At 39.8% G+C, this 12,333-nt stretch carries 8 protein-coding genes, 1 tRNA gene and 1 CRISPR repeat array (1 of these 10 cut by a window edge); of the genes, 1 reads left to right on the forward strand and 8 read right to left on the reverse strand.

The features are described 5' to 3' along the window. Positions 1–2,048: direct repeats of the CRISPR family, unit length 28 nt; unit sequence CTTCTAAACCATCTGGGCGATGGCAAAC; it begins 3,320 nt to the left of the window's first position. A 96-nt stretch (positions 2,049–2,144) separates the two neighbouring features. Genes cas1f through FTT70_RS04625 form a run of 5 tightly spaced genes read right to left on the reverse strand, consistent with a single transcriptional unit; the run spans position 2,145 to position 6,955 of the window. After that, entirely contained in the window at positions 2,145–3,098 is a 954-nt protein-coding gene (gene cas1f / locus FTT70_RS04605; RefSeq protein WP_070154190.1) for a type I-F CRISPR-associated endonuclease Cas1f, read from the reverse strand. Position 3,099: 1 nt separating this feature from the next. After that, on the reverse strand, positions 3,100–3,771 hold the full coding sequence (locus FTT70_RS04610) for a type I-F CRISPR-associated endoribonuclease Cas6/Csy4 (protein ID WP_180073095.1): 672 nt from the start codon (positions 3,769–3,771) through the stop codon (positions 3,100–3,102). A gap of 1 nt (position 3,772) precedes the next feature. Continuing rightward, positions 3,773–4,873, reverse strand: coding sequence for a type I-F CRISPR-associated protein Csy3 (gene csy3, locus FTT70_RS04615; protein ID WP_131261193.1), 1,101 nt, complete (start codon positions 4,871–4,873; stop codon positions 3,773–3,775). 25 nt (positions 4,874–4,898) lie between these two features. Further along, positions 4,899–5,798 carry a type I-F CRISPR-associated protein Csy2 gene (gene csy2, locus FTT70_RS04620; RefSeq protein WP_131261192.1) on the reverse strand — a complete coding sequence of 300 codons (900 nt, stop codon included), beginning with the start codon at positions 5,796–5,798 and terminating at the stop codon, positions 4,899–4,901. After that, a complete protein-coding gene (locus FTT70_RS04625) occupies positions 5,795–6,955 on the reverse strand; it encodes a type I-F CRISPR-associated protein Csy1 (RefSeq protein ID WP_131261191.1) in 1,161 nt (386 codons plus the stop codon). The genes csy2 and FTT70_RS04625 overlap by 4 nt, the downstream gene beginning before the upstream one ends. Before the next feature lie 144 nt (positions 6,956–7,099). Here FTT70_RS04625 and cas3f point away from each other — a divergent pair, with 144 nt between their 5' ends. Then, complete coding sequence (gene cas3f / locus FTT70_RS04630; protein ID WP_180168341.1) at positions 7,100–10,288, forward strand: type I-F CRISPR-associated helicase Cas3f; 3,189 nt, start codon at positions 7,100–7,102, stop codon at positions 10,286–10,288. 65 nt (positions 10,289–10,353) lie between these two features. Here cas3f and FTT70_RS04635 read toward each other — a convergent pair whose 3' ends face one another. From FTT70_RS04635 to FTT70_RS04645, 3 genes are all read right to left on the reverse strand, one after another. Next, complete coding sequence (locus FTT70_RS04635; protein WP_180168342.1) at positions 10,354–11,613, reverse strand: type II toxin-antitoxin system HipA family toxin; 1,260 nt, start codon at positions 11,611–11,613, stop codon at positions 10,354–10,356. 4 nt (positions 11,614–11,617) lie between these two features. Then, positions 11,618–11,920: a helix-turn-helix transcriptional regulator gene (locus tag FTT70_RS04640; protein WP_070153706.1), complete on the reverse strand. Its 303-nt coding sequence runs from the start codon at positions 11,918–11,920 to the stop codon at positions 11,618–11,620. 286 nt (positions 11,921–12,206) lie between these two features. Next, positions 12,207–12,282 (reverse strand) — tRNA-Gly (locus FTT70_RS04645). Positions 12,283–12,333 lie beyond the last annotated feature (51 nt).

The following is a 12,333-nucleotide window of genomic DNA, read 5'->3' on the forward strand; positions in this document are numbered from 1 at the left end:
TGGCAAACATTCAAAAGAAAACCAACCTAGTGAATGGCAACTTCTAAACCATCTGGGCGATGGCAAACGTATAACGAGTAGAAATAGGATTGCGTTCAGTCTTCTAAACCATCTGGGCGATGGCAAACAATTATCTCTTAATTTATTTTTATAATTATTACTTCTAAACCATCTGGGCGATGGCAAACTTCAACAAGAAATTAAAGCTGAAAGAGGGGATCTTCTAAACCATCTGGGCGATGGCAAACGGCTGCATTGGTATCTTTATCTTCGTAATATTCTTCTAAACCATCTGGGCGATGGCAAACTGCGCACAGGATAGCCATTTCGCGTACGAATCCTTCTAAACCATCTGGGCGATGGCAAACTTCTAATCCGACATAAAAACGGGTATCGTAACCTTCTAAACCATCTGGGCGATGGCAAACGAAAGCGTATTGATCAGACCAATGTGGAAGGTCTTCTAAACCATCTGGGCGATGGCAAACTATCATCTGCCTGCTCTCCGCAATCTTGTGTTCTTCTAAACCATCTGGGCGATGGCAAACCTAACAGACCAACGAATAGAACCGTCCGCGTTCTTCTAAACCATCTGGGCGATGGCAAACGATCTAGCGTCAGATTCTTAATATCTTCTTTTCTTCTAAACCATCTGGGCGATGGCAAACCATAGGTTTGACCATGTTGCGAAGTTCTGCAACTTCTAAACCATCTGGGCGATGGCAAACAATATCTTGCCGATGAATTTCCAGTTGTTGCGCTTCTAAACCATCTGGGCGATGGCAAACACTAGAACAAAATTAACACCAATTCAGTTTAACTTCTAAACCATCTGGGCGATGGCAAACGACAAGCAGTGCTTGAAGCGATTAGCCAACTACTTCTAAACCATCTGGGCGATGGCAAACATAGCCGACTGCTCGAATTGCTGTAGCCGCTGCTTCTAAACCATCTGGGCGATGGCAAACTGAAGAAGCAGTCGGTGGTGGCTTTGGTGCTTCTTCTAAACCATCTGGGCGATGGCAAACGATTGGAACAGGGTTTAGATGCTGTTCAATCGCTTCTAAACCATCTGGGCGATGGCAAACTTGATGGTGTAGTCGCTAATGGTATCCCGCTCCTTCTAAACCATCTGGGCGATGGCAAACTCATCAAGCCTAATGGGGCAATTGTGCTTTTTCTTCTAAACCATCTGGGCGATGGCAAACGCATCTTTGGGATTATGCAGGAAATGTGGCAACTTCTAAACCATCTGGGCGATGGCAAACTACTTCTTTTATCTGGCGATGGGGTTGAATAACTTCTAAACCATCTGGGCGATGGCAAACATGGATGCAGCAGAGCAAAAGGACTGGCAAAACTTCTAAACCATCTGGGCGATGGCAAACTTTAATCGCTCAGGTGGTGATATTGGCAAGCTCTTCTAAACCATCTGGGCGATGGCAAACAATAGGATTTCATTAAGGCGTTTTCCGTTGATCTTCTAAACCATCTGGGCGATGGCAAACCTGAGGGTATTAATCATGTCGTTGATCTGCCACTTCTAAACCATCTGGGCGATGGCAAACTCATCCATGATTATGATGAACATGGAAGGTGACTTCTAAACCATCTGGGCGATGGCAAACGTGTCGATTGTGCTGCTTGAGCAAGTGCTAAACTTCTAAACCATCTGGGCGATGGCAAACCTTCGGATTGCAGATACAGCGTATTTGCATCACTTCTAAACCATCTGGGCGATGGCAAACTACGTTTGGCTGCAGTAATGATGGGGGTGGTTCTTCTAAACCATCTGGGCGATGGCAAACAAGTGACTGGGATTACCAATTACACAATTGATCTTCTAAACCATCTGGGCGATGGCAAACCACAACTGACGCAACACTAACACTTGCGGGCGCTTCTAAACCATCTGGGCGATGGCAAACCCCTTACCCTTGTCTTTCTCATTATCTTTCTTCTTCTAAACCATCTGGGCGATGGCAAACTTAATGAGTAACTTTCGTAACCTTGTTGTTTTCTTCTAAACCATCTGGGCGATGGCAAACTAGAACTTTTATCATAAAAAGCTCTAGATAATAATGATATAGGTTTTTAAAGAGTGAAAATAGATCAAAAAAACAAAAATCAATAAACTTTTGAAATCATTTGATTTTATTGCATAGCTCAGAAATGAAGTTAAACATATAGTCTAAGACATCCTGATCTTGGCAGGATTCAATCAGTTGCATTCTAAACTCTTTTTGATTATGTCCATTTTTGGCAGAAATAAACGCTTGTGGCATAACAAAAGCATCTTTTACTAAATCTGCAATATCGAAAACTAAACCACCACGACGTGTCTTACCGTGCAAAATAGGTAAGGCAAAACTTATTCCCATACCATTTAGTGTGACAGAAGCATAACCATAAGCAATGTAATTACCATGATCTAGATAACTATTGGCAATATCACGTAAGGACTCATGCGACCCTTTTCCTTCCTCACGGCTAAATTCAAAATTTAAACCCGATGCAAGTTGTTTATAGAGACTTTTTGCCCAACGGCCTTCGGCTGCTAATAATTCTGTTTGATTGTTTGCCAAATCAATATCTTGTAGAAAACGTGTCATAGCAATGGGGTCAAGCGATATACCGTGTTGTATTAAGTTGATATTCTTTTTCCATGCTTTTTCAGTAATAGACACACGTTCGCTTAGTAAAACTTTAGCCATCAGTAAGCGAGCATCATCTTCAAGCCAAGCTCTCATCCACGTTTGCATATATTCGGTTGGGCGATATTCACTTTGTGGTGCGAGGAAAGTGAGATCAAGTGATGAAAAGAGAGGAGAACCGCCTGAACCACAAAATCCAACCATAACATTAGATTCTGCCAAACGACGGGCGGCAGCATCGGTTAAGGAGCTGCCTTTACCGAGCAATAAGAACGCCGTATTTTTTTCAGGAATATTATAAAAATGTTCCATCGGTTGAAGGTTATCCGTCAGATACACAATCCGATCATCTTTGAGCATGACACGTACCCGCTCAAGGTAAAATACACAGGCTCGTTTAGATAACATCAGAGCACGACTGCGTTGCTGACGGAAATCACTCATTTTATACCTCAAACACAGGTAATGCGAAAGCGTGTTGTTTTCGTGCTAGGCCATACCCATCAGGTAAACCACTTTTTAACACGTTAACATCCTTGTAATTTTCAGGAAGTCCAAAATTTTCTTCCTCAAAATTAATATCAAAAATCTCAATAGGAACCGTAAAACTTTGCCCAGTACTTTGACTAATGACCTTAAAGTAAGGAAGTTTCTTGGCTTTATTAAGGCGTTTGGTGTGTAAACTTTCTCGTTCAGGATAATCTTTTAAAAAATTGGGTTCAGCTTTTAAGGTTGGTAATCGAAAACGAAAATAACAGCGCCAACCCGTCACCTTTGCTATAGGTACAGCAACAGGATGATTGAGTAAAGCATAGTCCCTGATTTTCCAATGACCTTTAATGCGCTCAACCAATTGATCTAAATCATCTTGTTCCGATGCAAAAATACGTAAAACATCATAATTTGGTGTTATGGGATAATTATATTTTGCTTCTTTGGTCAGCATTTTTCGTTGCTGGCGTGGTGAAATTTCTAAAGCTAAGGCAAATTTTTCTGGCATTTTTCGAAAAGCACCATGCACAATACTGTAAATTTGATTGCGCAGATGGGTGAGGGTAAGCTCACCATCATCCGCACTGTCTAAAATACGAATATCAAGATAATAGTTGGGTTGCATATTACTCTCCCTCAGAGTAAACGCCGCCACGAACTAAGCAGGCTATTAAGAACATACCTTTATCGCTATTTGGGTCTAAACTGCGAATTTCTTTTAAAATATCAAAAGCAGAATCTTTTTTCTTTTTGTCTACACGGAAAAAGTCCTGTGCGTCTAGGCTTGCGCCATTTGGCTCTACAGGAATTGGTTTACTATCATTCTCTAAAAACTTGTCATACCAAGTATCAATGGTGCGTAAGGCATTGCCAATTTTTTGGTCACGAATCGCTGCTTGTCCTAAAAACTGATTGTCTTTGGCCTGACGTTCAGGGCGGATAGGATTGAGTTGATACAGTGAGCGCGAAAAACCTTTTGGTTTTTCTTCAAGATAGTTTTGTGATGGAAAGACTTCAACACCGCCCATGCCAAAATCTACAATCGCTTCAATATGTAATCCTGAATTGACATCACCTTGCATGCCTTTGACTAAGATATTGGCAATTTTATTTTCACTTTCAGAAACATCATCAAATGATTTTAGGCTGTAATCCAAAGCATTAAATTCAGCAATTAATTTATAGCTTTTAGTCGTCTGACTTTGATCATGTTCAATAATTTCGCTGACTTTAATCGAAATATGTTCTGCAACGCTGCGATTACGCCATAACCAACGCCCATTCACAATATTGCGAACATAGCGACGAGCAACTTCTTCAATCCCTTCGCTATTTTTAGCCTTTTCAATAAAATCCTTGAAACTTGCGCGAAAGTCTTTTTCCTCTTGTTTATCTGCACCTGCTTTGGATGCTGAAGCAAATAAAATATGATCTAAGTCGATGAAACGTAAACTCCATTTGACTAGAAACTTAGCATCAGGCAAAAGTTTCGCCGATTCTGTCATTTGAATATTAGAAACTTCACGAGCGACAGTGTTACCTGAAGCAGCACCTTTGTCTTTATTGCCTGCCACGTTTTGAGTACCACGAATACCATGATACATCACATGTAGCGCCTCTTCTTTGCCATCAGCATGCAAATGGTAGAAAGCAGCATCACTGATTAATGTTCCGCGTTGTAAAGAAAGGCTGCCTGGTAATTTTTTGAAATTTTCAGATGTAGACATGATGTTTATTCCTTATAAATGTCAATTAGTTGTCGATCTGTTGATTTTGTTGCAATAAAAAAACGTTGTCTTGAATCCAGTGATACGACCATTGGATTTGTTCTAAATAGCCATCGGGATAAATTGATGTTTCAAGGCGGATTTCATTCAAGATTGAATTAAGTGAGTGATACTGAATCAAGCCTGTTAAAGGTTCTGCATAGGCATGCTGTGTTTCATCCTGATCATCGGCATGGCGAATCCCAGCACGATCAGCAGTTGGTTGTTCGAGTAAGGCATAACCTAAAGTTGTTGCAGAAAGCCATGCTAAGCTTTCATTCGGTAAATGTTCTAAAATAGGTATATCACTATTTTTAGCTTGCGGACGATGTGCTAAAAGTTGGCTAAAGGCTTGTAAACGATTTACTTGATATGCTTTTTGATAGGCGGTTAATAAATCATTCCTATCATGAATTAAAAAGCCAGAGCTAATCTGAGCCAAGGCATCTTCAGCATCATTAAAATCTTGAATTTTCCCAAACTCGAGAATATGACCGCCTGCAAATTTACTTCTTTTGATAGTTTGAACTAATGTGTTTAGATCTGGACGTCTAGCGTCAAATTCAATTACTAAACTGAACAGCAAATGACAGCTTGCAGTGGGTTGAAGTGATAAATTTTTAGTTCCTCTAGCATAATCTGTCTTACCAATAAAAGTAGCACCGCGTCGTTGTGCTGGAGTGAAGCGACCATAAGCTTCTCCACCAAGTGGTTGTATATCATGGTGCACATAATAAAAGCCGAGATCTTTTTCATCAATTTGACGCGCAAGGTGATGGCTAAACATGGCAGCAGCCATCAGTGGAGCGCCACCCATGATTAAGCCATTGCTCTGAAAATTTGCTGCTTGCACTTTAATGTATGGAATAACGACGAAGCAACTCATTTTAAAAGCTCCTGAATACGACGTGAGAGAAAGCTTTTGGCTTCAGCTTCCGATAGGCTAATGTCAACTGTATTTTTAATCTCTTTTTTCCAGTAACTGTGTTTCGTGATTCGTCTTGCTAAATCATCTGCAAAAAGCTGTTGCCAATCTTCAAATTGTTGCAGTTCAGGATTAATTAAGCCTTGAGCGATTAGAGATACACGCGGATGGCTCCACCTCGATTTTCTCTCCAACACTTTTAAACTAGGCAAATCATTTGCAACAGCCTTTAAAATTTGGAGGATGTCTTGCCCTTGTTGCAGAACATCATCGATAACTTTCTGAATAGTGGTTAATTCTGCTGCACGTGTTTGCATATTTGAAAAAGGGGCGTGTATACCATGTTCATGGAAGCCTACCTTCAAACTTAGTTTTTGTTGTTTAATCAAAGATTTTGCATATTCAGTCAATTCCTGATACATCGCTCGATTGATATAGGCATTTGAAATTTGGTAATCAAAGCCTTTATAAAAATACTGAAAAGCAAGGCGTGTTTCAGGATCTTGAGTAGGTGAGTCAAGAACAAGAGGACGTTGCATGGATCGGACTAGACTTCCGACGTTTTGCGGATTTGATCCGCCAATACCAAATACAGCTGTCTTAATATTCTTCAGTTTTGTATTTTTACCTTCTGCTTTACGTTGTTCTTTAAGTGCATCAACTTCAGTATTAATCAGTAAATTCAGACCTGCTGCTGAAAGTGGGCTGATGGATAGATACTCATTATTTTTAGGAATGAGTAATTGACGCATGCGAATATCAATAATATCCAACCCTGCAGTAAATGGTTGTTCAAATATCTTGTTTAAATGTGGTTTAAGCAAGGCCACGTTTTGCTTAAATTCTTCATCTGCTTCGGACAGCTCTTCATCTAATTGAGCTGCTTTGACGACTTTAAATAAAGTTGCAGTTTTACCTGCATTTGCTTGGTAGTCGGTTGGAACAAGAAAATCATCAGCAAGTAATGTTCGTGCTGAAATATAAGGTAAGTTTAATGCATGGCTTTGCGCAAGGCGGATACCGCCTTTTTCAATATTTGAGTTAACGGTTTTTAGGCTGTAATGAACAGATTCAGCCAAGGCTTGCTGATAAGGATTTTCCTCTGTATCTTTTGTCATAATGCATCCTAAGTTATTAAAATATATTTGTTTAGAGTATTAATAGCGGATGAAATATTTATTATCAAATGCTATTTTTAGTTAAACGACATGATGTGTCGCAGAGATGCGATTAAATCCAATGAATAATTATATCCATCCAATATGCATACAATTTTTATATCCGCTTGTGAAAAACGCGCTTTAAAAAAGACCAGAGCTGTTTTAGATAGCTATGCAATTCGCACTGGGCAAAGTTCATGGCAGGCACCTATGACCATGGAAGGTCTTAAAGAAATTCGTAGCGCACTGAAAAAAACAGCAACACGTCAAACTGCTGTAGCAGCTTATGTGAATTATGGTATGCGCAGAATGAAATTGGTTTGGGTCGTAGGTTCTAAGCATCGTTTTAATCTAGAGGGCGCTTATCCAGTTGCCTCGACATCTAAACAACAAAAGCAGCTACAAGTGCCTGAATGGGTTCGAGCAGCAAGTTTACTTGCAGGTGCTGCAGGTGATGTACATGACATTGGTAAGGCTTCTCAGCACTTTCAAAGCAAATTAAGTCCTGCGATGGCAGGGCAGATGCTCAAAGATGATGTACGACATGAATGGTTGTCGATGAAACTATTGCAGCAAATGCGTAAAAATAACTGGAATTGGCCAGAAGCATGGAAAAATATTGATCGTAACTTAACAGATTTAACCCTGGGCGAACGTACTAAGATAAGAAAACAATTTTTGCTGAATGAATTAGAAGCCGTGGATTATTTGGTGGTGACGCATCATGGCTTATTGGGAGATAACAACTGGTATCCAAATGCGGATTTGCATGTCAGGGAAAAACATCCTCGTGTAGAACAATTCACCTGTGCGGGTGATTTAAATGACAGCATATTTAAAAGTCACCAAAACCGTATGGCCCGCTTAGCGAAAATGACCCAAGCAACGGAAGATCAACAGTTATATTGGAAAGCTTTAGCACTACATAGCCGCGCAGCACTCATTCATGCAGACCATACCGTTTCTGCGGAACAGTTTTCTGAAACAAAACCTGAAAATGTCAGCCTATTTGCCAATACAAAGATAAAAAATAGTCCACAAGGCAAAAAGGAGCGAATGCAAGATCAACCTCTGGATTGGCATTTGCAGCAGGTTGGAGATCGTGCTGCGTATATCGCCACAAAAATGATGACAGATTTGAATCTTGCTGGTTTAAGTGAACAAACGGTTGAGTTTATCTGTCAGCCTTCTACTTTACCCAGATTTCAGTGGCAAAATTTGGTTGCTCATGCCTTACAAAAGCAAATCAATAAAATGCCAGATACCCCTTGCTTATTGCTGAATATTGCAGGAACGGGGAGTGGTAAAACCAGAATGAACCTGCGTGCAGCATGTATATTAAGACCGAATGATCCACGCCTTGCCATTGCACTGAATCTTCGCTCATTAACGTTACAGACTGGTGATGCACTTAAAAGCTCCATGAATCTGTCGGATGATGAAATTGCCGTGATTATTGGTGATCATGTCAGCCAAAAGTTATTTAATGAAAGTCGTGCAAATGCGTCTGTGGCTGATGAAGATGAAAATTTACCAGAACCTGTATTTGATGCTTATGCACAGGATCAAGACTTACCACAGTGGTTGCATCCTCTATTTACTAAAATAGTCAAAGGAAAAAGGGGAGTAGATAAAGTTGCTCAAAATGTTTTAGCCTCGCCTTTATTGGTATCCACGATTGATTATTTAATCGCGGCAGGCGAGCCACATCGACAAGGGCATCATGTTAAAGCATTGCTCAGAATAATGAGCAGTGATCTGATTTTAGATGAAATTGATGGTTATGAACCTAAATCATTAATCGCTGTATTGCGTTTAGTCCAATTGGCTGCAATGTATGGTCGTCATGTTATTTGTTCATCTGCAACGCTTTCAGCAACAGTCGCAGATAGCATTTACCGTGCTTTTGAATCAGGAATCGAGCTTCGTGCAGCCTTATATAAGGAACCACAAAAATTTATTGCGGCGATTGCAGACAATGAATTGAAGCCCAAGATACTGGTACAAAAAAGCCATGAACCATCAGTATTTAATCAGGTTTATCAACAGCATTTAGATGAGTTGCAGCACGTTCTTACGGTTAAAGCAGAACAGCCATATCGTTTGGCACGTTTAGCCAGTATTGAAAATCCTTCTGTTGATCAATGGAAAAGGACGATTTTGGAGCAGACAGAAGCTCTACATCAACAACATCGTTGGTCACTTAAAAAACAGGACAAAAAACTTTCATTTGGTTTAATCCGTGTGGCAAATATCAAGCATGCTATTGATTTAGCAAAGCATTTATCAGGCCGACTGCCACATGCACAGATTGCTTGTTACCATGCTCATGATTGGCTAATCTCAAGATTCCACAAAGAAAAACGACTCGACTTTTTGCTCACACGGCATAAAAATGGCATAAAACGTCCAACGGGAAATGAACATATTTATACGGATGAAGAGATATTAAGTATCGTTCAGACCTCTAACTCTATAGATATTCCATTGATTGTGATTGCAACGCCTGTAGAAGAAGTTGGGCGCGATCATGATTTTGACTGGGCGATTATTGATGCTTCAAGTGTGCAGTCGATAGTTCAGACAGCAGGGCGTGTTAATCGACATCGTTTAAATATTGTGCAACATCCCAACATTGTGATTCCACAATTTAACTATAAATACTGTGCAAATAAAGATAGGACTCAGCCAAAAAAGCAGGCGGTATTTAATCGTCCTGGGTATGAAGGTTATGTAGACATCAAAAAACAATATAAATCGCAAGATTTATCGCAACTTTTGCCTTGGTCTAATAATGAACTGGTGGTTGATGCCAGACTTAGATTCAATGCCAATACCTGCGACTTTACAAAATATGATGATGAACAAATTCAAAAGTTTAATCAGGACTTTTTTGCTTCAGAAGGTGAACAACTCTTTTCTAATATTCAGGTGAATGCAGCTTTGCTAACGGAACAGTTATATAAAGATACATGTCTAAGAGATATGCAAAATCAGGAAGTATATAGCTTTGATGTTGAGGATGATGAATTATCTATTTATCAGCATTTTCCAGATTCCGTAGAACTGAATATTCAGACTGGAAAATATGAGCAAGCTGTTAAAAGTGTCACTTTTAATATTGAACCAGCTCCTGATAATGCTTGGTTGAGTTTATCACCTGCGCAACTCAAGGAGCTAACATTAGAGTATGGGCTTGCAGTGCAAGAGGGATGTAAGTTGTCTTTGTCTGTTTATAATGACCAAAGCCCGCAGTGGATATACCATCTTGGGTTCGGGGTTTATCACTGATCTGTTATTGATTAAATTTTATATGTATTTCCAGATTGCTTTTGATTAAATCGGATGGTTTATATTCAATTCAATAAATGAATATTATGCTTAATCCTATTTTGGATCATTTGGAGAGTTTCAGATCTAATTTGTTCAGGTAATAGATCATGAGCAATCTTCGTAAATCGGCTGGCAACTTCGCAAATTGAGTTAATCATTTCATCAACCTCTTGAATAGAAAGCTCTGCTTCCTGAATGCCCAGTTTGACAATGGCAGACCGAGTAATATCCAGTGCTTCACCCATAATATCCATTTGATGATATCCACCTGGGCCTTCACAGAAAGTAACGTCGTAGGCTGGGGCGAGTTTCCATTGTCCATTTTGAGACATTAAAAACGAAAAGTTTTTGCAATGATCATCTCGATTATTGAACACCACATTGAAAACAGCGCGCTTGAATGCAATCGCTTTTTCGCGAATATCATTGGTACAAAAGTGTGTAGCACGAAGAAAGTTGCTGTAGTCTAAACTCCCAGGTGATTTAAAATCAGCCCCTGTAAAGGCAGCTAAACTTTGCATAGGGATGCGCATGCCATCGCAGCGGTCAAATCTTTTTGAGGCAAATGCAGTTAGGCCATTCGGAAGAGTGAAGTATTGGGTGTCTGGGGTGTCAATATGACAATGACGCAAACATTCTGCATAAACAGTTTCAATTGCACAAACTTCAGGATGCTCTTGCTGAGCGGGAAATTTGATCAGCCAAGCTTCATGTTGATGTGAGTGAACTGTTGAGAATTCATTAGTGACAGGATCACGATAAACAAGTGCTTTTGGCCTTGCACCTTGTGGAGACACGCCCATAATTAATAAATGCTGTAAAAATTCGGCACCTTCTCCTTTGAGAACTTCCTGAACTTCTTGAGCGAGTCTTAGCAATGGAATATTTTCAGCTAATGTTAACTCGGATGCTGAAGGTTCAAAGGATAATGCCCCCATTGCATGTGTACTAATATACGTGAGGCGTTCTAAAGGCCCAACTCGTGCTGGATTAAGTCCATTTTTTTTAAATAAGCGATCCATCAGGAGCATGCCCCAGCCATCGGGTAAGGCATCGTATATAGGGCCTGGTAATCCCATTTGATGTGCAGGAAAGTTCTTTCTTAATGGGTCACCTTTTAGCGGAAGTAGGTAAGATGAAAGCTCTAAACCTTTACTAATTGCTTCTGCGCTGTATTCAAAAGCAATCAATGGTCGACCTGTGATTGCAGTTGAGGAAACTAGTGTGCCCCAAAGCCAATATTCGCCCCATCCATTGTAGTAAACATCAAGTTTTTTGAGCATGGATTCATTTCCTTTTGATACGTTGGCGAGCCGTATTACTCTCATAGCGGAGCATGTCATCTACACTATTTAAATGTGGTTTGAAAAGTTCCTCTAATTCTTTTAATCGGCCGAGCACCATGGCAACACGTACTAAATTTTCAAATGAAACATTTCGACCAGCTTCTAGATTAGATACAGTATTCACACCAATACCCGCACGCGCAGCAACATCTGCCTGAGTCATTTCCAGATAAAGACGTTCTTTACGAAGCCTCTCACATAATAAAGCAACAACTTCTTCAGGTTTTTTGAATATTAAATCCATAATATTGTGTTTTACATTGTGATATCACCATTAAAACACAAAAAAATGGATTTATGAAATTATGCCAGTTGGTCGATAATGAGATGCTTGATTGGCTGATGAGATTCTATTGGATTAAAGAAATCTAATGATTTTAATGCATTTATTTTTTGCAACTACCTACGAATATGTCGTATTTGGGGCCCGAAACTGTGAAATAAAAGATAATAAAGAAAGTATGATTGGGGATAACATAATATAAAATCAATAAAAAAGCCTCAATCTTTCGATTGAGGCTTTTTGAATTTGGAGCGGGAAACGAGACTCGAACTCGCGACCCCAACCTTGGCAAGGTTGTGCTCTACCAACTGAGCTATTCCCGCATGCGGTGTATAATACATGATGCAAAAATAGGGTCAATCATTTTTTGCATG

The organism is Acinetobacter sp. YH01003 (genome assembly GCF_013420525.1).
Classification (GTDB): domain Bacteria; phylum Pseudomonadota; class Gammaproteobacteria; order Pseudomonadales; family Moraxellaceae; genus Acinetobacter; species Acinetobacter towneri.

Excerpts from the sequence above, each read along its gene's own strand:
- cas1f (WP_070154190.1), bottom strand. The coding sequence starts at position 3,098 with ATGAGTGATTTCCGTCAGCAACGCAGTCGTGCTCTGATGTTATCTAAA.
- FTT70_RS04610 (WP_180073095.1), bottom strand. The coding sequence starts at position 3,771 with ATGCAACCCAACTATTATCTTGATATTCGTATTTTAGACAGTGCGGAT.
- csy3 (WP_131261193.1), bottom strand. The coding sequence starts at position 4,873 with ATGTCTACATCTGAAAATTTCAAAAAATTACCAGGCAGCCTTTCTTTA.
- csy2 (WP_131261192.1), bottom strand. The coding sequence starts at position 5,798 with ATGAGTTGCTTCGTCGTTATTCCATACATTAAAGTGCAAGCAGCAAAT.
- FTT70_RS04625 (WP_131261191.1), bottom strand. The coding sequence starts at position 6,955 with ATGACAAAAGATACAGAGGAAAATCCTTATCAGCAAGCCTTGGCTGAA.
- cas3f (WP_180168341.1), top strand. The coding sequence starts at position 7,100 with ATGCATACAATTTTTATATCCGCTTGTGAAAAACGCGCTTTAAAAAAG.
- FTT70_RS04635 (WP_180168342.1), bottom strand. The coding sequence starts at position 11,613 with ATGCTCAAAAAACTTGATGTTTACTACAATGGATGGGGCGAATATTGG.
- FTT70_RS04640 (WP_070153706.1), bottom strand. The coding sequence starts at position 11,920 with ATGGATTTAATATTCAAAAAACCTGAAGAAGTTGTTGCTTTATTATGT.